We start from the raw sequence: 17,354 nt of genomic DNA on the forward strand, positions 1-17,354 counted from the left end.
AAAGATGGAAACTGTAGTTGGTCTAACCGCTATCGCTGTTGCACTGTTGATCGGCCTGGGCGCACTGGGTACCGCAATTGGTTTCGGCCTGTTGGGCGGCAAGTTCCTGGAAGGCGCAGCGCGTCAGCCAGAAATGGTTCCAATGCTGCAAGTCAAAATGTTCATCGTGGCCGGTCTGCTCGACGCCGTGACCATGATCGGTGTTGGTATCGCTCTGTTCTTCACCTTTGCGAACCCGTTCGTTGGTCAAATCGCTGGCTAATTACTCGGATGTCTCGAGTAGATTGGTGTGATGGACAACGTAACTGCGAGGTGTTGGCGTGAACATTAATGCGACCCTGATTGGCCAGTCCGTTGCGTTCCTGATTTTTGTACTGTTCTGCATGAAGTTCGTATGGCCTCCGGTCATTGCGGCATTGCACGAACGTCAAAAGAAGATCGCTGATGGTCTGGACGCTGCCAGCCGTGCAGCTCGCGACCTGGAGTTGGCCCATGAGAAAGTGGGTCAGCAACTGCGCGAAGCGAAAGCTCAGGCAGCTGAAATCATCGAGCAAGCCAAGAAACGCGGTACCCAGATTGTCGACGAAGCCCGTGAACAGGCTCGCGTCGAAGCTGACCGTGTGAAGGCTCAGGCTCAAGCCGAGATCGAACAGGAACTCAACAGTGTCAAAGACGCGCTGCGTGCCCAAGTGGGTGCTCTGGCCGTTGGCGGTGCTTCGAAGATCCTGGGTGCCACAATCGATCAAAACGCGCACGCAGAGCTGGTTAACCAACTGGCTGCTGAAATCTAAGCGAGGGCGATCATGGCAGAACTGACCACGTTGGCCCGACCTTACGCTAAGGCGGCCTTCGAGCACGCTCAGGCCCACCAGCAACTGGCCAATTGGTCAGCCATGCTCGGCCTGGCTGCAGCGGTGTCGCAAGACGACACCATGCAGCGCGTGCTCAAGGCCCCGCGACTGACGAGCGCAGAAAAGGCCGCCACGTTCATTGACGTGTGCGGCGACAAGTTCGATGCCAAGGCACAGAATTTCATTCACGTCGTTGCCGAAAACGACCGTCTCCTGCTTCTGCCGGAGATCGCCACTCTTTTTGACCTGTACAAGGCCGAGCAAGAGAAGTCGGTAGACGTGGAAGTGACCAGTGCTTTCGCATTGAACCAAGAACAGCAAGACAAACTCGCCAAGGTTCTCAGTGCACGACTCAACCGGGAAGTGCGCCTGCAAGTCGAGGAAGACAAGTCCCTGATAGGGGGCGTTGTAATCCGCGCCGGCGACCTGGTTATCGATGGCTCGATTCGCGGCAAAATCGCGAAACTTGCCGAAGCATTGAAATCTTGAGTTTGAAGGGGCAGCAGAGCAATGCAGCAACTCAATCCTTCCGAAATAAGTGAAATTATCAAGGGCCGCATCGACAAGCTCGATGTGACCTCCCAAGCCCGTAACGAAGGCACTGTCGTCAGCGTATCTGACGGCATCGTGCGGATTCACGGTCTGGCCGACGTCATGTACGGCGAGATGATCGAGTTTCCGGGCGGCGTCTACGGTATGGCCCTCAACCTGGAGCAAGACTCTGTAGGTGCTGTGGTATTGGGCGCGTACACCTCTCTGGCTGAAGGCATGAGCGCCAAGTGCACCGGCCGCATCCTCGAAGTTCCGGTTGGTAAGGAACTGCTGGGTCGCGTCGTCGACGCACTGGGTAACCCTGTTGACGGCAAAGGTCCGCTGAACAACACCGAGACCGACGCGGTCGAGAAAGTTGCTCCTGGCGTGATCTGGCGTAAGTCGGTAGACCAGCCTGTACAGACTGGCTACAAGGCTGTCGATGCCATGATCCCTGTCGGCCGTGGCCAGCGTGAGCTGATCATCGGTGACCGTCAGATCGGTAAGACCGCTCTGGCGATCGACGCGATCATCAACCAGAAGAACAGCGGCATTTTCTGCGTCTACGTAGCCATTGGTCAGAAGCAATCGACCATCGCCAACGTGGTTCGCAAGCTGGAAGAAAACGGCGCCCTGGCCAACACGATCATCGTGGCTGCCAGTGCTTCGGAATCTCCAGCGCTGCAATTCCTGGCACCGTACTCCGGTTGCACCATGGGTGAATTCTTCCGCGACCGCGGTGAAGACGCGCTGATCGTTTATGACGATCTGTCCAAGCAGGCAGTGGCTTATCGCCAGATCTCCCTGCTGCTGCGCCGTCCACCAGGCCGTGAAGCCTACCCAGGCGACGTGTTCTATCTCCACTCCCGTCTGCTGGAGCGCGCATCCCGCGTTTCGGAAGAGTATGTAGAGAAGTTCACCAACGGCGCAGTGACCGGCAAGACCGGCTCCCTGACCGCTCTGCCGATCATCGAAACCCAGGCTGGCGACGTTTCCGCGTTCGTTCCGACCAACGTGATTTCCATCACCGACGGTCAGATCTTCCTGGAATCGGCCATGTTCAACTCCGGGATCCGTCCTGCTGTGAACGCCGGTGTTTCGGTATCCCGTGTGGGTGGTGCCGCTCAGACCAAGATCATCAAGAAGCTGTCCGGTGGTATCCGTACCGCCCTGGCCCAGTACCGTGAACTGGCGGCATTCGCCCAGTTCGCTTCTGACCTGGACGAAGCGACCCGTAAGCAACTTGAGCATGGTCAGCGCGTTACCGAGCTGATGAAGCAGAAGCAATACGCACCGATGTCGATCGCTGACATGGCGCTGTCGCTGTATGCCGCTGAGCGTGGGTTCCTGACTGACGTTGAAATCGCCAAGGTCGGCAGCTTTGAACAAGCGCTGATTGCTTACTTCAACCGCGATCACGCCGACTTGTTGGCCAAGATCAACGTGAAGGGTGACTTCAATGACGAAATCGACGCGGGCATGAAAGCCGGTATCGAGAAGTTCAAGGCCACCCAAACCTGGTAAGCCGCAGCGGGAGTCGCAAGGCTCCCGCTTGCTAACCTGATAGGTGTTACATGGCAGGCGCAAAAGAGATTCGCAGTAAGATTGCGAGCATCAAAAGCACGCAAAAAATTACCAGCGCCATGGAAAAAGTGGCGGTCAGCAAAATGCGCAAGGCACAAATGCGCATGGCTGCTAGCCGCCCTTATGCGGAGCGCATCCGCCAGGTGATTGGTCATCTGGCCAACGCCAACCCGGAATATCGCCACCCGTTCATGATCGAACGCGCCATCAAGCGCGTCGGTTACGTCGTGGTGAGCAGTGACCGTGGTCTGTGCGGTGGCTTGAACACCAACCTGTTCAAGGCCCTGGTCAAGGACATGGCTGTAAACCGCGAACAAGGCGTCGAGATCGATCTGTGCGTGATTGGTAGCAAGGGTGCGGCTTTCTTCCGTAACTTCGGCGGCAACGTCGTCGCTGCTATCAGCCACCTGGGTGAAGAGCCGTCGATCAATGACCTGATCGGCAGTGTCAAGGTGATGCTGGATGCTTACCTGGAAGGCCGGATTGACCGTCTGTCCGTGGTATCCAACAAGTTCATCAACACCATGACGCAGCTGCCAACCGTGGAGCAATTGGTCCCACTGGTGGCGACCCCGGAACAGGAACTCAAGCACCACTGGGACTACCTCTACGAACCGGATGCCAAGGAGCTGCTCGACGGCTTGATGGTCCGCTACGTGGAGTCGCAGGTCTACCAGGCGGTGGTCGAGAACAACGCAGCTGAACAAGCAGCGCGGATGATCGCGATGAAGAACGCTACCGACAACGCCGGTGATTTGATCAGCGATTTGCAGCTGATCTACAACAAGGCGCGTCAGGCTGCGATCACCCAAGAGATCTCGGAAATCGTCGGCGGCGCTGCCGCGGTTTAACGGTTCAAATATTCAGAGGATCCAGCTATGAGTAGCGGACGTATCGTTCAAATCATCGGCGCCGTTATCGACGTGGAATTTCCACGCGACAGCGTACCGAGCATCTACAACGCGCTGAAAGTACAAGGCGCGGAAACTACCCTGGAAGTTCAGCAGCAGCTGGGCGACGGCATCGTTCGTACCATTGCGATGGGTTCTACCGAAGGCTTGAAGCGCGGTCTGGACGTTGTCGACTCTGGCGCTGCCATCTCCGTACCGGTCGGTAAAGCGACCCTGGGCCGGATCATGGACGTACTGGGTAACCCGATCGACGAAGCTGGTCCGATCGACACCGAAGAGCGCTGGGGCATTCACCGTCCTGCGCCATCCTTCGCTGAACAGGCAGGCGGCAACGACCTGCTGGAAACCGGCATCAAGGTTATCGACCTGGTTTGCCCGTTCGCCAAGGGCGGTAAAGTCGGTCTGTTCGGTGGTGCCGGTGTGGGCAAGACCGTAAACATGATGGAACTGATCCGTAACATCGCCATCGAGCACAGCGGTTATTCCGTGTTCGCCGGTGTGGGTGAGCGTACTCGTGAGGGTAACGACTTCTACCACGAGATGAAGGATTCCAACGTTCTGGACAAAGTGGCACTGGTCTACGGCCAGATGAACGAGCCGCCGGGAAACCGTCTGCGCGTAGCCCTGACCGGCCTGACCATGGCCGAGAAGTTCCGTGACGAAGGTAACGACGTTCTGCTGTTCGTCGACAACATCTACCGTTACACCCTGGCCGGTACCGAAGTATCCGCACTGCTGGGCCGTATGCCTTCGGCAGTAGGTTACCAGCCGACCCTGGCTGAAGAGATGGGCGTTCTGCAAGAACGTATCACTTCGACCAAGGAAGGTTCGATCACGTCGATCCAAGCGGTATACGTACCTGCGGATGACTTGACCGACCCGTCGCCAGCGACCACCTTCGCCCACTTGGACGCCACCGTCGTTCTGTCCCGTGACATCGCTTCCCTGGGTATCTACCCAGCGGTTGACCCACTGGACTCGACTTCGCGCCAGCTGGACCCGAACGTGATCGGCCAGGAGCACTACGACACCGCTCGCGGCGTCCAGTATGTGCTGCAGCGCTACAAAGAGCTGAAGGACATCATTGCGATCCTGGGTATGGACGAGCTGTCGGAAGCCGACAAGCAGTTGGTATCCCGCGCTCGTAAGATCCAGCGCTTCTTGTCGCAGCCGTTCTTCGTGGCTGAAGTCTTCACCGGTGCCTCGGGTAAATACGTTTCCCTGAAAGACACCATTGCTGGCTTCAAAGGCATCCTCAACGGTGACTACGACCACCTGCCAGAACAAGCGTTCTACATGGTCGGCGGCATCGAAGAAGCGATCGAGAAAGCCAAGAAACTGTAATCCCGGCGCCCGGTAACGGGCGCTAATTTAGGTTGAGGCAATCAGATGGCTATGACAGTCCATTGCGATATCGTCAGTGCGGAAGGGGAAATCTTCTCCGGTCTGGTCGAGATGGTGATTGCGCATGGTGAGCTGGGTGATCTTGGTATCGCTCTGGGTCACGCACCGCTGATCACTAATCTGAAACCGGGTCCGATCCGCTTGATCAAGCAGGGCGGGGAAGCCGAGGTGTATTACATCTCCGGTGGTTTCCTCGAGGTTCAGCCGAACATGGTCAAGGTCCTTGCCGACACTGTGCAACGTGCTGCCGACCTGGACGAAGCCTCCGCTCAGGAAGCCGTCAAGGCTGCCGAGAAGGCCCTGCACGAGCGAGGCGCGGAGTTCGATTACGGTTCTGCTGCTGCACGTCTGGCCGAGGCCGCAGCCCAGCTGCGCACCGTCCAGCAGATCCGCAAGAAGTTCGGCGGCTAAGCCGTCTGCTTTCTGTGCGATTGATTAAAAAGGGTAGCCTCGGCTACCCTTTTTTCTTTTCCCGACACTCATCATCTGGTCGCAGCCGCTGACCACCCAGGATTGGTAGCCAGTCATGTCTCTCGAAATCGTTATCCTCGCGGCCGGTCAAGGCACCCGCATGCGTTCGGCGCTGCCCAAGGTCTTGCACCCGGTCGCCGGCAATTCCATGCTCGGCCATGTTATCCACAGCGCCCGGCAACTTGATCCACAGCGCATTCACGTGGTGATCGGCCACGGTGCCGATGCTGTGCGCGAACGCCTGGCCGCCGATGACCTGAATTTCGTCTTGCAGGACAAACAACTGGGCACTGGCCATGCGGTGGCCCAGGCAGTGCCATTCATCACGGCGGATACGGTGCTGATTCTCTACGGCGATGTGCCGCTGATCGAAGTCGACACCTTGCAACGCCTGCTCAAGCATGTCGCGCCACAACAGTTGGGCCTGTTGACCGTCGAGCTGGACGACCCCACCGGTTATGGCCGCATCGTGCGTGACGTCGACGGCCAAGTGACCGCCATCGTCGAACAGAAGGACGCCAACGAAGCCCAGCGCGCGATCACTGAAGGCAACACTGGGATTCTGGCCGTGCCGGCTGAGCGCCTGGGTGACTGGATGAGTCGTCTGTCGAACAACAACGCCCAGGGTGAGTACTACCTGACAGACGTGATCGCCATGGCGGTCAGCGATGGACTGGTGGTCGCCACCGAGCAGCCGTTGGACGCCATGGAAGTGCAGGGCGCCAATGATCGCCGGCAATTGGCCGAACTGGAGCGCCACTATCAATTGCGCGCCGCCCGCCGCCTGATGGCCCAAGGCGTGACCCTGCGCGATCCGTCCCGTTTCGACGTGCGCGGAGAAGTCAGCGTGGGTCGCGATGTGGTCATCGATATCAACGTCATCCTCGAAGGCAAGGTTGTCATCGAAGACGATGTGGTCATTGGCCCGAACTGCGTGATCAAGGACAGCACCCTGCACAAAGGCGTGGTGATCAAGGCCAACAGCCATCTTGACGGTGCGATCATGGGTGAAGGCAGCGATGCTGGCCCGTTTGCCCGCCTGCGTCCAGGCTCTGTGCTGGAAGCCCGTGCCCATGTGGGTAACTTTGTTGAACTGAAGAATGCTCACCTGGGCGAAGGCGCCAAGGCCGGGCACCTGACCTACCTCGGTGACGCTGAAGTCGGCGCCCGCACCAACATTGGCGCCGGGACCATCACCTGTAACTACGACGGTGCCAACAAGTGGAAAACCGTGTTGGGTGAAGATGTGTTCATCGGCTCGAACAACTCCTTGGTGGCACCTGTGGATATCTCCAGCGGTGCGACCACGGCAGCCGGTTCGACCCTTACTCAGAATGTGGAAAAAGGCCAATTGGCAGTCGGACGCGCCCGCCAACGCAACATCGACGGCTGGAAGCGGCCGGAGAAAATCAAGAAGCCCTAAAGTTATCCACAATCCCCCTGTGGGAGCGAGCTTGCTCGCGATAGCGGTGTATCAGGTAAAGCAGCATTGCCTGACCAGGCCCCTTCGCGAGCAAGCCCGCTCCCACATTGATTTCATGATTTCTGAATTTTTCTTCTCCCGCCTTGACGATCTCCCTGCAATAGGTTTTGATTAGTTACGTTATCTTTCGAATCGAAACTTACCTCGCCATGTCAAAGCGCAACACACCACAACGACGTCACAACATTCTTGCCTTGCTCCAGGAGCAGGGTGAGGTCAGTGTGGATGAGTTGGCCAAGCGCTTCGAAACCTCGGAAGTTACGATTCGCAAGGATCTCGCTGCCCTGGAAACCAATGGCCTGCTGCTGCGTCGCTACGGTGGCGCGGTGCCGATGCCGCAGGAGTTGGTGGCCGATAACGGGCAAACCGTCTCCAAGTACAAACTGGCCATTGCCCGGGCCGCCGTGAAGCGGATCCGTGAACATGCGCGCATCATCATCGACAGCGGCAGCACCACGGCGGCCATGATTCCGCAACTCGGCCAACAGCCGGGCCTGGTGGTGATGACCAATTCCCTGCACGTCGCCAATGCCCTGAGCGAACTGGAGCATGAACCGGTGCTGTTGATGACCGGCGGTACCTGGGATCCTCACTCCGAGTCGTTCCAGGGCCAGGTGGCCGAGCAGGTCCTGCGTTCCTATGACTTCGACCAGCTGTTCATCGGCGCCGACGGCATCGATCTGGTTCGAGGTACGACCACCTTCAACGAACTGCTGGGCTTGAGCCGTGTGATGGCTGAGGTTGCCCGGGAAGTAATCGTCATGGTGGAGGCCGACAAGATCGGCCGGAAAATCCCCAACCTGGAACTGCCGTGGAGCAGCGTCCATACCCTCATTACCGATGATCGCCTGCCCGTAGAGGCCCGCGATCAGATTCAGGCGCGCGGCATTACTGTGATCTGCGCGCCTGTCAGCCAGGAGAAATAGCATGTGTGGAATTGTCGGCGCCGTTGCTGAACGCAACATCACAGCAATCTTGCTCGAGGGCCTCAAGCGTCTGGAGTACCGCGGTTATGACAGCGCCGGTGTGGCGGTGTTTACCAACGACGAGAAGCTCGAACGCATGCGTCGTCCGGGCAAGGTCAGCGAGCTGGAACAGGCGCTGGAAGCCGAACCGCTGCTCGGTCGCCTGGGCATCGCCCACACGCGTTGGGCCACCCATGGCGCGCCGTGCGAGCGTAACGCTCACCCGCATTTTTCCGGCGAGCTGGCGGTGGTGCACAACGGCATCATCGAAAACCACGAAGCCCTGCGTGAACAGCTCAAGGCGCTCGGCTATGTGTTCACCTCGGACACCGACACCGAAGTCATCGCCCATCTGCTCAACCACAAGCTCAAGGACCTAGTGGACCTGACCGTCGCCCTCAAGGCCACCGTCAAGGAACTGCACGGTGCCTATGGCCTGGCGGTCATCAGCACAAAACAACCTGACCGCCTGGTGGCGGCCCGCAGCGGCAGCCCATTGGTTATCGGCCTGGGCCTGGGGGAAAACTTCCTGGCGTCCGATCAGTTGGCGCTGCGCCAGGTCACCGACCGCTTCATGTACCTGGAAGAAGGCGATATTGCCGAAATTCGCCGCGACAGCGTGCAGATCTGGGACCTCGACGGCAATGACGTGGTACGTGAAACCGTCCAGTACCGCGACGGTGCCGATGTCGCCGACAAGGGCGAGTTCCGCCACTTCATGCTCAAGGAAATCCACGAACAACCGGCCGTGGTCCAACGCACCCTGGAAGGCCGCATGAGCCAGAACCAGGTACTGGTCCAGGCGTTCGGTCCACAGGCGGCCGAGTTGTTCGCCAAGGTCCGCAACGTGCAGATCGTGGCCTGCGGCACCAGTTATCACGCCGGCATGGTCGCCCGTTACTGGCTGGAGGAACTGGCCGGTATTCCGTGCCAGGTCGAAGTGGCCAGCGAGTTCCGCTATCGCAAAGTGGTGGTGCAACCCGATTCGCTGTTCGTCACCATCTCCCAGTCCGGCGAAACCGCCGACACCCTGGCCGCCCTGCGTAACGCCAAGGAACTGGGTTTTCTCGCCAGCCTGGCGATCTGCAACGTCGGCATCAGCTCGCTGGTACGCGAATCCGACCTGACCCTGCTGACCCAGGCCGGTCGCGAAATTGGTGTGGCGTCGACCAAGGCGTTCACCACGCAACTGGTGGGCCTGCTGTTGCTGACCTTGTCCCTGGGCCAGGTACGCGGCACGCTGGGCAAGGGGGTCGAGGCAACGCTGGTGGAGGAACTGCGGCGCCTGCCAGCCCGCCTGGGCGAAGCCCTGGCCATGGACAGCACCGTGGAAAAGATCGCCGAGCTGTTCGCCGAGAAGAACCACACCCTGTTCCTCGGGCGTGGCGCGCAATTCCCGGTGGCGATGGAAGGGGCCTTGAAGCTCAAGGAGATCTCCTACATCCACGCCGAAGCCTACCCGGCCGGTGAACTCAAGCACGGCCCGCTGGCCCTGGTGGACAACGACATGCCGGTGGTCACCGTGGCGCCGAACAACGAGCTGCTGGAAAAGCTCAAGTCCAACCTGCAGGAAGTGCGCGCCCGTGGCGGCCAGTTGATTGTCTTCGCTGACGAAAAGGCTGGCATGACCAATGGCGAAGGCACCCACGTGGTGCACATGCCGCACATCCACGACATCCTGTCGCCGATCCTCTACACCATCCCGCTGCAACTGCTGTCGTACTACGTCGCCGTGCTCAAGGGGACTGATGTGGACCAGCCGCGTAACTTGGCGAAGTCTGTGACGGTGGAGTGAGTCGTCTCCAAGAGCCAGGCCTCTTGGTGTCGGTTTGGAATAAAGTTTTTGCGTGGTCTGACGTCCAGGTCTGGACGTCAAGCCCCTTCAGGACACGGCATCCTCTGAGGGCTGGAGCTGTTCACCAGCATCCAATCAGAACACGTTTATAGAGTAATCAACGATCACCCGGGTTTCATCGAGGTCGCTGTCCAGTGCGCTCGAGCGGTTGGTAGCGTGGTGCACCTGGGTTCATCTGCTCGCTGCGTTTGGCACACTTCAATCGTTTGAGCTGTGCAATCTCGTGAGTCAGTTTCTCGATGATCTCAGCACATCCCTACGGTCCCTCACGCATAAATTGCCGTCTCTGTTCGGGTGGTAACTTTTCCGCTATGTCCAACAACATAACCTGAGCCGCCGTTTGCAGTTGCACGGTGGCTTCGCGTTGTTTGGCGAAGCTGGTTTGTACCTGCTGCCTATCGATGCTGTCGGCGCTCAGTTGGGTAAGTATTACCTGTCGGTTGCTGCGTGCTTGCGCCGCCAGCGTGCGCAAGCCGGGCGCGTGTTGGCTGATAACGGCGCGGACGTCCTGACGTTGCGCGTCGGGTAAACGCAGTACCTTGCCAATCAGTTCCCTCACCGGCTGGTTCTGCCCCAGGTCGGCGAAGGGCGCCGTGTTGGGGCGGCTTAGCAGCCAGCCGCCGAAAAAGGCGTTAGCTCCGAGGGAAAGCAGCAGGGCACCGCTCAGTAGCCAGGTTTTGTTCATAGCTCGTCTGTCCATAACAGGCCGCCCATGACGTGGGCAGCGATTTGCATATCGTCGTCGGTCGTAGGCGTCGCCCAGTGGCCGGCTAACACGCCCAGCACTGCGCACAAGGCCAGGCCGGCGATTTTCACTGGCCACCCATAGCGCCACCGTTGCACGGCGCGATACCACGGCTGGCGTTGCGGCTGAGCTGTGGCGGCTTGCACGATGCGTGCGGCTAAACCGTGGGGCGGGCGCGGGAGGGGTTGATTGGCCAGTTGCTGGCGCAGCTCGTCGTCGGCGTCGTTCATCGCTGTTGATCCTCGTGGCGCGGGCTCGAGCCTTTGGGCAGCCAGCGCCTTAGTTGTTGGCGGGCACGGCCGAGCAGGCCTTCCAGCGCTTTCGGGTGCAGGCCCATCAACGCAGCGGCTTGTGTGTTGCTGTGTTCGTCGAAGTAGCAGAGCAGTACCGCCATGCGTTGTTTTTCCGGCAGGCGTTGCACGACTTGTTGAATCTTCGCGGCTTCACGGGCGCGCTCGACATGAGCGGCGGTGTCGGCCTTGGGGTCGAGCAACTCGTGCAGCAGGCTGTCGATATCCTGCTCAGCACGATGTTTATGTCGACGCAGATTGTCCAGGCACAGGTTGACCACAATACGCTGCAACCATGTAGTGAACTGCGCCCGGCCGGGTTGCCAAATGGCGGCATGGGTCCATACCCGCGTGAACGCCTCCTGGGCAATGTCTTCGGCGTCGGTCTGCTGGGCAAAAAAACGCCGAGCAATGGCATAGGTGCGCGGCAGGTGACGCGCCACCAACGTGGTAAATGCATACTGATCGCCTCTGGCAATGGCGGTCATTAGCTGCTCGTCGGTGGGCGTCATGGCGTGGGCAGCGCCTTAAGGTGTGGGGGTGACGGTGATGCTGCCCGAGCGGGTATTGCCTTGGCTACCGGTTACACTGCGGTGAAGTGTGTTACTGACTTGATCATAGCTGTAACTGGCGTCACGGCTGAGGGTTTTGCCATCGGCGCCGGTAATCGTTTGCTGGCGATTTAACCCGGCACCACGCTGACCGCTGACCGTGGTTTGATAAGTACCGCTGTGGCCACGGCTGGTGGAAAAACCACCGCTGCGCTGGCGTTCAGCGGCTTCGCTGGCAGCGGTGCACAGCAAGGTCAGACACAATAGGGCAGGGACGGTGGTGAACAATGGACGGCGCATGGAAAACCTCGAGGTGCTGGGAAGGATCGAGGCTTAAACGCTGAACTGATCGAATCCCCTGCGTTTATTTTCGTTGTCTGTACCTCTGTCAAACGTGATCGTTTATCCGATTGCAAGCGAGTGTTGCCCGAGTCTTTCAGTGAGTGAGCTTTGGCAAACAGGGATTGCAGGAAACCGCTGGCCATCGTTGCATCTCGTTGATAGGCGCTACACGCAACGCGGCGCCAGTGCACTCGCCGTTAGCGGCCCAAGCGTTTAGCCACGTCGATATCCAGTCTCGCCATAAAGCGTTCAACCTCCTCGGTGTAGGCGCCGGGGGTGCCGAGCAGTTGGTTGATTTCCTTATGGGTCATGCCTAGCTCCAGCACGTTGACGCTGACGGTTAGCGCGGTGGCATGGGTGGCAAACAGGTGCGCCTGCTCGCAGGCCACGTCGCGCCGGGTGGAGCACACAGCCAGCATCGGCGCCGCGCCATTCGCCAGTACGTAGGACGGCGAGGTTTGTTGCCAGTAGGTGGGGTCGCTGCCGAAGGCTTCGTCGTAGAAGGGCATATGCCGCGCTTGCATGATCTTCTCCACGTCCAGTGCGGCGCTGTCCAATGCGACGGTGCCGAGCCACGGTTTGACGCCTTGTGCGGCTGCCAACGAGGGGGAGGCCGCCAGGAGCGCGACCAGATGCGCGCCGGCCGAATGGCCCATGACGATCACATGGTTCGCCGAGCCGCCCCAACTCGCGGCGTTGGCTTGCGTCATGGCTAGCGCCTTTGCCACTTCCTGGGCTTGTTGCAGGGGCTTGGTGTCCGGCAGCAGCGGGTAATTGGCGGAGACGAAGATAAAACCCTTTGCCACCCAGCGGCTGACCTTATTGCTCACCACTTGCTGGGCGTCTTTGTCGCCGGTTCGCCAGGCGCCGCCATGTACCATAAAAATGATCGGGGCATTGCTGGGCTTGGGGGGCAAGTAGACATCCAGGCGTTCCCGGTTGTTGGGGCCGTAGGGGAGATCTTTTAGTCGCGTAGCGCCGGCGGGGAGTTTCAGTGGGGCGCTGTCTTGCTGGCGTTCGGCGCGGCGCTCTTTGATGGCTTCCATCAAAGGACCAGCAAGGGCGATTTGCGACAGCAAGAGAAGGGCGCAGACGCGAAGGATTAATGACATACAAGGCTCCGAGTGGATAGGGCAGTGCTTATACGCTGTGGCCCACTTAACCCTGCGAATAATCACCAGCATTTGCGCTGGCCCGCTAAGCGCTACTCCAGAAAACAACGATCAAAAAGATAAACGTTGGCCGGCTTGAGGTTTTCCACCGTGCGTTGCGGGCGGCCGCCGTCGCCGCTTTTCTTGCGGCCAGTCTCCTGTAGGTAGCCCGCCTCGGTCATCTTCAGTAAACGCTGGCGCATGCTGGTCTTGAGCACCGGGCGATCGAGCACCACGGAGAAAATGCTCACCGCTTCCGGCGCGCTGAATTCCGGGCCCAGGAACATCAGCGGCAGGCTGCTGTAGAGGGCTTTGGACAGCAACCGCTCCTGGACGGCGGCCACCAGGCTGTTGTGATCGAAAGGGAGTTTGATCGAGGCGTCGGCGACATCCTTGAGAGGGAAAAAACCCTGGTGTTCGGCAAGCTGGACCGCCTCGCTGACAATCGCCAGGTAGAACGTTGACGATGACCAGCAGCGCGGGTCGCGGAACGCGTCGCCGACGGTGCCGACCTGTTCGATCCAGGCCAGCGGCATGCCCACTTTGCTTGAGCTTCGCAGGCGCTCCACGGCGTCGTTCAGCGTGAGATCTTCGACGTCACCATTGACCACGATCCCGGGCAGCGCCCAGTGACCGGCGAACGGCTCGGCTTCCCGGCGGTTCAAGAGGATTTCCAGCGCCTGGGTCTCCCGGCACAACCGCAGCACACAGAGGTCGATGGTGTGCAGATAGTCGCGCGCGGGGGCTGTGCTAGTGGGCATGTCGATTTCCGTGGGTCGCATAAAGGTCATAGTTTAACGGGTTCATGCCGGGAGCCATCCAGTCGGAGGGAAGCGGCTCGCCCAACGCCAGTCGTTCGCGAACCACCGTGCTGCGTACGTGGATCTTTTCCTCCACGCAAAGAATGGAAAAACGCTCCAGCAATTCCTGGCCGCGATAGAAGGTCGGCAGCCGATCCGCCACATCCCGGCCCACCACCAATGCAATCCGCTTGCCGTCCAGGGCCAGGCTGTCGGCGAGGTGGGCGAGCAGGGTGTAGCTGTAGATTGCGCCTTCAACGCCACGGGCCACGACCTGTTCCACCCGGCTTGCACGCACTTCGGCGCAGCACAGTGGCTGCACCTTTTCGACGATCGATTCCAGCCAGTTCAGGCGAACGTCATAGTCGACCATTTGTTTGCCGTAAGGATGCCGGAAGCTGGGGACCACCAGCACGCGTCTGGCCAGGCGTGAGGCCTCGATCATTACCTGGGCGTGACCGGCGTGCGGAGGATTGAAGGCGCCGCCATAAAGGGCAATCTCGAACATGGCACATTCTCTTTTGGTACATGACGTGTACTATATCAGCAAAATCTTTTTAGTGAAAACATGATTTGTGCTGAGCCATAGCCATTGTTAAGGAGAGTTCGTCAAAAATATTTTCTGTGAATGGCTTGTTATGAAAGTACACCTTATGTACTCTCGTCGCCATGAAGAGGAGAAACCCAGCATGAACAGCCTGACCCGGAAAACCGCTTCCTTCGATGTCGATGCGCAAAAGAGCTTTACGCCGCTATGCCCCGATGAGCTTCCGGTGCCGGGCGGTGACCAGATTGCCGGTGAGCTGAACTTCATCGCATCCCTGGCCAGCCTCCGCATCGGCAGCAAGGACGCCCATTCGCCCCTGGCGCCGTGGATGGTCGCCGATCACGCACAGATGTTCGTGCCGACCGGGCTCGAGCATGCCGATATCACCTGGGTCAGCCACTGCGTTCCCGGCACCGAAGGTTTCGCCCTGCTGGATCAACTGCCGAGCCCCTATGACTACGACTATTTCGTCTGGAAGGGTGTCGAGCCGGATTTGCACCCCTACGGCGCGTGCTACCACGACCTGCACGGCAAGCTGTCCACCGGGGTGATCGAGTACCTGAACGGCCTGGGTGTGCAGCAGGTGATTGTTGGCGGGCTGGCGTTGGATTTCTGCGTCAAGACCACCGCTCTGCAACTGGCCGCCGCTGGCTTCGAGGTGATCATTCACCTCCCGGCCTGCCGGGCCATCAGTGAGGAGGGGGCCATCCAGGCCATCCAAGACATGCAGCAAGCGGGGATTTCGGTGGCCTTGACCCGCGAAGAAACCATCCGCCTGGCAAACGCATAAGGAAGAGCCATGGACAGCGCATTCGATTCAAACAGCGGCACCATCCAGAGTCTTCTGGATACCGACTACTACACCTTCACCATGATGCAGGCGGTCTTGCACCAGCACCCGAATGTCGAGGTGGAATACCAATTCATCGTCCGCTCCAAGGAGCGCCTCGGTCACCTGATCCCGGACATTCGCGTGGAGTTGGAGAAGCTCGCCGGGCTGCAGCTGCGTGAGGGAGAGCAGCGGTTTCTGTTCAACAAGCGTTTTCGTGAGTACCTGACATCGGACTTCGAACAGTTTCTCGGCCTGTTTCGCTTCAATTTGCGCTACATACACGTTTCGGAAGTCGACGGCCAACTGCACATCCGCGTCCGGGGGCCGATGCTGCACTGCATCATGTTCGAGCAACCGGTATTGGCGATGGTCAGCGAACTGCGCAACCGCGAGAAATACCCCGAGGTCGAGTTGGCCGACGTCACCCGCAAGCTGTACCAGAAGTTCGAATGGCTGGAGAAAAACGCCAGCCGTGAAGAACTCGCCGAGTTTCGCGTTTCAGACTTCTCCACCCGGCGGCGGCTGTCGTTCAGGGCCCAGCGTGAAGTGGTGAATATTATGCGCAGCGATTTTCCTGGGGTCTTTGTCGGCACCAGTAACGCTCACTTGGCCTACGAGTTCGATCTCCCGCTGATTGGCACAATGGCTCACCAATGGCTGATGGTGCACCAGCAACTCGGGCGCTTGCGCGAGAGCCAGAACGCGGCGTTGGAAAACTGGGTGCACGAGTATCGCGGCCGGCTCGGCATCGCGCTCACGGACTGCATCAGCACCGACTTCTTCCTCAAGGATTTCGACCTGTACTTTGCCAAGCTCTATGACGGCCTGCGCCAGGATTCCGGTGACCCGATCGTCTGGGCGGACAAGGTGCTCAAGCGTTACCAGGAACTGGGCGTCGATCCGCGCACCAAGGACCTGATGTTTTCCGACGGCCTCAATTTCGAAAAATGCCTGCCGATCCTGCGCCATGTTCGCGGCAAGGCCAGATTCGGTTTTGGCATGGGCACCAGCCTGGCCTGCGATGTCGATGGCGTCGAACCGCTGAGCATCGTCATGAAACTGGTGCGGGTCCACGGCGAGCCGGTCGTGAAGTTCTCCGACGACCCGATCAAGAACGTCTGCGAGGATGCCTCGTTTCTGCGGTACGCCGCCCAAGTGTTCAACGTCGCCCTGATCAATCCACAGCTGGGAGCCTGATATGACTACGCTTGTGCAAGAACGCATTGCCCGGGAACTGGGCATCGACCGTCAACTCACACGGGGTGGCGAAGCAACCGAGATTGCCCGCCGCATCGAATTCATCAAGCAGATCTTGCGCGAGTCCGGTTGCAAGTCCCTGGTCCTGGGGATCAGTGGCGGCGTCGACTCTCTCACCGCCGGCCGCCTATGCCAGTTGGCCGTGGAGCAATTGCGAGAGGAAGACTACGAGGCGCGTTTTATCGCAGTCCGGTTGCCCTACAAGGCCCAGGCCGATGAGCAAGACGCCCAGGCGTGCCTGGACTTCATCCGGCCGGACGTGATCACCACCAGCAACATCGCCGCTTGCGTTGACGGGTTGATGGGCAGTATCGCCATCGATGGCTTGCAGCCTTCGGCCGAACTCACCGACTTTGCCAAAGGCAACGCCAAGGCCCGGGCACGGATGCTGGCGCAATACGCCATTGCCAATCTGAGCAATGGGTTGGTGGTTGGCACCGATCATGGGGCGGAGGCGGTGATGGGGTTTTTCACCAAGTTTGGCGACGGCGCGTGCGACCTGGCCCCGTTGTCCGGGTTGACGAAGACTCAGGTGAGATTGTTGGCCGATACGCTGGGCGCCCCCGCCAACCTGGTGCGCAAGGCACCGACCGCCGATTTGGAAGACCTGGCACCCGGTAAGCTCGATGAAGTGGCGTATGGCTGCAGCTACGAGGAAATCGATGGGTACCTGATGGGCGAAGTGGTATCGCCGCAGGCGCGACAGATCATTGAACGCGCCTACCTCAAGACGGCCCACAAACGCGCATTGCCCCGCGTCCCGCCTACCCGGTTGTGAATGAGC

20 protein-coding genes are annotated in these 17,354 nt (G+C 59.4%); 13 read left to right on the top strand and 7 right to left on the bottom strand.

The features are described from left to right. Positions 1–4: 4 nt before the first annotated feature. The 10 genes from atpE to glmS all read left to right on the top strand — a co-directional run bounded on the left by atpE (position 5) and on the right by glmS (position 9,995). Complete coding sequence (atpE, locus tag TK06_RS21090; protein ID WP_003097235.1) at positions 5–262, top strand: F0F1 ATP synthase subunit C; 258 nt, start codon at positions 5–7, stop codon at positions 260–262. Between the two features lie 58 nt (positions 263–320). Continuing rightward, on the top strand, positions 321–791 hold the full coding sequence (locus TK06_RS21095; RefSeq protein ID WP_003187193.1) for a F0F1 ATP synthase subunit B: 471 nt from the start codon (positions 321–323) through the stop codon (positions 789–791). Between the two features lie 12 nt (positions 792–803). Continuing rightward, positions 804–1,340 carry a F0F1 ATP synthase subunit delta gene (locus TK06_RS21100; RefSeq protein WP_003207094.1) on the top strand — a complete coding sequence of 179 codons (537 nt, stop codon included), beginning with the start codon at positions 804–806 and terminating at the stop codon, positions 1,338–1,340. Between the two features lie 21 nt (positions 1,341–1,361). Further along, positions 1,362–2,906 carry a F0F1 ATP synthase subunit alpha gene (gene atpA / locus TK06_RS21105; RefSeq protein ID WP_017129296.1) on the top strand — a complete coding sequence of 515 codons (1,545 nt, stop codon included), beginning with the start codon at positions 1,362–1,364 and terminating at the stop codon, positions 2,904–2,906. Positions 2,907–2,956: 50 nt separating this feature from the next. Further along, positions 2,957–3,817, top strand: coding sequence for a F0F1 ATP synthase subunit gamma (atpG, locus tag TK06_RS21110; RefSeq protein WP_063323660.1), 861 nt, complete (start codon positions 2,957–2,959; stop codon positions 3,815–3,817). A 27-nt stretch (positions 3,818–3,844) separates the two neighbouring features. Then, complete coding sequence (gene atpD, locus TK06_RS21115; RefSeq protein ID WP_014340987.1) at positions 3,845–5,221, top strand: F0F1 ATP synthase subunit beta; 1,377 nt, start codon at positions 3,845–3,847, stop codon at positions 5,219–5,221. Positions 5,222–5,266: 45 nt separating this feature from the next. Next, complete coding sequence (locus TK06_RS21120; RefSeq protein ID WP_003207087.1) at positions 5,267–5,692, top strand: F0F1 ATP synthase subunit epsilon; 426 nt, start codon at positions 5,267–5,269, stop codon at positions 5,690–5,692. A 115-nt stretch (positions 5,693–5,807) separates the two neighbouring features. Next, positions 5,808–7,175, top strand: coding sequence for a bifunctional UDP-N-acetylglucosamine diphosphorylase/glucosamine-1-phosphate N-acetyltransferase GlmU (gene glmU / locus TK06_RS21125; protein WP_063323661.1), 1,368 nt, complete (start codon positions 5,808–5,810; stop codon positions 7,173–7,175). Positions 7,176–7,384: 209 nt separating this feature from the next. After that, positions 7,385–8,161, top strand: a complete 777-nt coding sequence (locus TK06_RS21130) for a DeoR/GlpR family DNA-binding transcription regulator (protein ID WP_060739917.1) — start codon at positions 7,385–7,387, stop codon at positions 8,159–8,161. A 1-nt stretch (position 8,162) separates the two neighbouring features. After that, positions 8,163–9,995: a glutamine--fructose-6-phosphate transaminase (isomerizing) gene (gene glmS / locus TK06_RS21135; RefSeq protein WP_063323662.1), complete on the top strand. Its 1,833-nt coding sequence runs from the start codon at positions 8,163–8,165 to the stop codon at positions 9,993–9,995. 316 nt (positions 9,996–10,311) lie between these two features. Here glmS and TK06_RS21140 read toward each other — a convergent pair whose 3' ends face one another. The 7 genes from TK06_RS21140 to TK06_RS21170 form a co-directional block, all read right to left on the bottom strand. Next, the gene (locus TK06_RS21140) at positions 10,312–10,740 is read right to left on the bottom strand and encodes a periplasmic heavy metal sensor (protein WP_063323663.1); all 429 of its coding nucleotides are present in this window, start codon (positions 10,738–10,740) and stop codon (positions 10,312–10,314) included. Further along, the gene (locus TK06_RS21145) at positions 10,737–11,030 is read right to left on the bottom strand and encodes a hypothetical protein (RefSeq protein ID WP_063323664.1); all 294 of its coding nucleotides are present in this window, start codon (positions 11,028–11,030) and stop codon (positions 10,737–10,739) included. Before TK06_RS21145 ends, TK06_RS21140 begins: the two co-directional genes overlap by 4 nt. Continuing rightward, the gene (locus TK06_RS21150) at positions 11,027–11,602 is read right to left on the bottom strand and encodes a sigma-70 family RNA polymerase sigma factor (protein ID WP_086936689.1); all 576 of its coding nucleotides are present in this window, start codon (positions 11,600–11,602) and stop codon (positions 11,027–11,029) included. Before TK06_RS21150 ends, TK06_RS21145 begins: the two co-directional genes overlap by 4 nt. Positions 11,603–11,617: 15 nt before the next feature. After that, on the bottom strand, positions 11,618–11,941 hold the full coding sequence (locus TK06_RS21155) for a hypothetical protein (RefSeq protein ID WP_063323666.1): 324 nt from the start codon (positions 11,939–11,941) through the stop codon (positions 11,618–11,620). Positions 11,942–12,180: 239 nt separating this feature from the next. Continuing rightward, a complete protein-coding gene (locus tag TK06_RS21160) occupies positions 12,181–13,095 on the bottom strand; it encodes an alpha/beta hydrolase (protein ID WP_063323667.1) in 915 nt (304 codons plus the stop codon). Between the two features lie 92 nt (positions 13,096–13,187). Next, positions 13,188–13,895 carry an NUDIX hydrolase gene (locus TK06_RS21165; protein WP_063323668.1) on the bottom strand — a complete coding sequence of 236 codons (708 nt, stop codon included), beginning with the start codon at positions 13,893–13,895 and terminating at the stop codon, positions 13,188–13,190. Further along, entirely contained in the window at positions 13,885–14,442 is a 558-nt protein-coding gene (locus tag TK06_RS21170) for an adenylyltransferase/cytidyltransferase family protein (RefSeq protein WP_063323669.1), read from the bottom strand. Before TK06_RS21170 ends, TK06_RS21165 begins: the two co-directional genes overlap by 11 nt. Positions 14,443–14,623: 181 nt before the next feature. On the opposite strand from TK06_RS21170, the gene TK06_RS21175 reads away from it, so the two are divergent. Genes TK06_RS21175 through nadE form a run of 3 tightly spaced genes read left to right on the top strand, consistent with a single transcriptional unit; the run spans position 14,624 to position 17,348 of the window. Further along, on the top strand, positions 14,624–15,271 hold the full coding sequence (locus TK06_RS21175; RefSeq protein WP_063323670.1) for a nicotinamidase: 648 nt from the start codon (positions 14,624–14,626) through the stop codon (positions 15,269–15,271). Between the two features lie 9 nt (positions 15,272–15,280). Beyond that, the gene (pncB, locus tag TK06_RS21180) at positions 15,281–16,510 is read left to right on the top strand and encodes a nicotinate phosphoribosyltransferase (protein ID WP_063323671.1); all 1,230 of its coding nucleotides are present in this window, start codon (positions 15,281–15,283) and stop codon (positions 16,508–16,510) included. A gap of 1 nt (position 16,511) precedes the next feature. Further along, positions 16,512–17,348 carry an ammonia-dependent NAD(+) synthetase gene (gene nadE / locus TK06_RS21185; RefSeq protein WP_063323672.1) on the top strand — a complete coding sequence of 279 codons (837 nt, stop codon included), beginning with the start codon at positions 16,512–16,514 and terminating at the stop codon, positions 17,346–17,348. The last annotated feature ends 6 nt before the right edge of the window (positions 17,349–17,354 follow it).

The sequence above is a fragment of the Pseudomonas fluorescens genome, assembly GCF_001623525.1.
Taxonomy (GTDB): Bacteria; Pseudomonadota; Gammaproteobacteria; order Pseudomonadales; family Pseudomonadaceae; genus Aquipseudomonas; species Aquipseudomonas fluorescens_Q.

What these genes read in the sequence shown, in the direction of transcription:
- atpE (WP_003097235.1), top strand. Translation starts at nt 5, where the DNA reads ATGGAAACTGTAGTTGGTCTAACCGCTATCGCTGTTGCACTGTTGATC.
- TK06_RS21100 (WP_003207094.1), top strand. Translation starts at nt 804, where the DNA reads ATGGCAGAACTGACCACGTTGGCCCGACCTTACGCTAAGGCGGCCTTC.
- atpA (WP_017129296.1), top strand. Translation starts at nt 1,362, where the DNA reads ATGCAGCAACTCAATCCTTCCGAAATAAGTGAAATTATCAAGGGCCGC.
- atpG (WP_063323660.1), top strand. Translation starts at nt 2,957, where the DNA reads ATGGCAGGCGCAAAAGAGATTCGCAGTAAGATTGCGAGCATCAAAAGC.
- atpD (WP_014340987.1), top strand. Translation starts at nt 3,845, where the DNA reads ATGAGTAGCGGACGTATCGTTCAAATCATCGGCGCCGTTATCGACGTG.
- TK06_RS21120 (WP_003207087.1), top strand. Translation starts at nt 5,267, where the DNA reads ATGGCTATGACAGTCCATTGCGATATCGTCAGTGCGGAAGGGGAAATC.
- glmU (WP_063323661.1), top strand. Translation starts at nt 5,808, where the DNA reads ATGTCTCTCGAAATCGTTATCCTCGCGGCCGGTCAAGGCACCCGCATG.
- TK06_RS21130 (WP_060739917.1), top strand. Translation starts at nt 7,385, where the DNA reads ATGTCAAAGCGCAACACACCACAACGACGTCACAACATTCTTGCCTTG.
- glmS (WP_063323662.1), top strand. Translation starts at nt 8,163, where the DNA reads ATGTGTGGAATTGTCGGCGCCGTTGCTGAACGCAACATCACAGCAATC.
- TK06_RS21140 (WP_063323663.1), bottom strand. Translation starts at nt 10,740, where the DNA reads ATGAACAAAACCTGGCTACTGAGCGGTGCCCTGCTGCTTTCCCTCGGA.
- TK06_RS21145 (WP_063323664.1), bottom strand. Translation starts at nt 11,030, where the DNA reads ATGAACGACGCCGACGACGAGCTGCGCCAGCAACTGGCCAATCAACCC.
- TK06_RS21150 (WP_086936689.1), bottom strand. Translation starts at nt 11,602, where the DNA reads ATGACGCCCACCGACGAGCAGCTAATGACCGCCATTGCCAGAGGCGAT.
- TK06_RS21155 (WP_063323666.1), bottom strand. Translation starts at nt 11,941, where the DNA reads ATGCGCCGTCCATTGTTCACCACCGTCCCTGCCCTATTGTGTCTGACC.
- TK06_RS21160 (WP_063323667.1), bottom strand. Translation starts at nt 13,095, where the DNA reads ATGTCATTAATCCTTCGCGTCTGCGCCCTTCTCTTGCTGTCGCAAATC.
- TK06_RS21165 (WP_063323668.1), bottom strand. Translation starts at nt 13,895, where the DNA reads ATGCCCACTAGCACAGCCCCCGCGCGCGACTATCTGCACACCATCGAC.
- TK06_RS21170 (WP_063323669.1), bottom strand. Translation starts at nt 14,442, where the DNA reads ATGTTCGAGATTGCCCTTTATGGCGGCGCCTTCAATCCTCCGCACGCC.
- TK06_RS21175 (WP_063323670.1), top strand. Translation starts at nt 14,624, where the DNA reads ATGAACAGCCTGACCCGGAAAACCGCTTCCTTCGATGTCGATGCGCAA.
- pncB (WP_063323671.1), top strand. Translation starts at nt 15,281, where the DNA reads ATGGACAGCGCATTCGATTCAAACAGCGGCACCATCCAGAGTCTTCTG.
- nadE (WP_063323672.1), top strand. Translation starts at nt 16,512, where the DNA reads ATGACTACGCTTGTGCAAGAACGCATTGCCCGGGAACTGGGCATCGAC.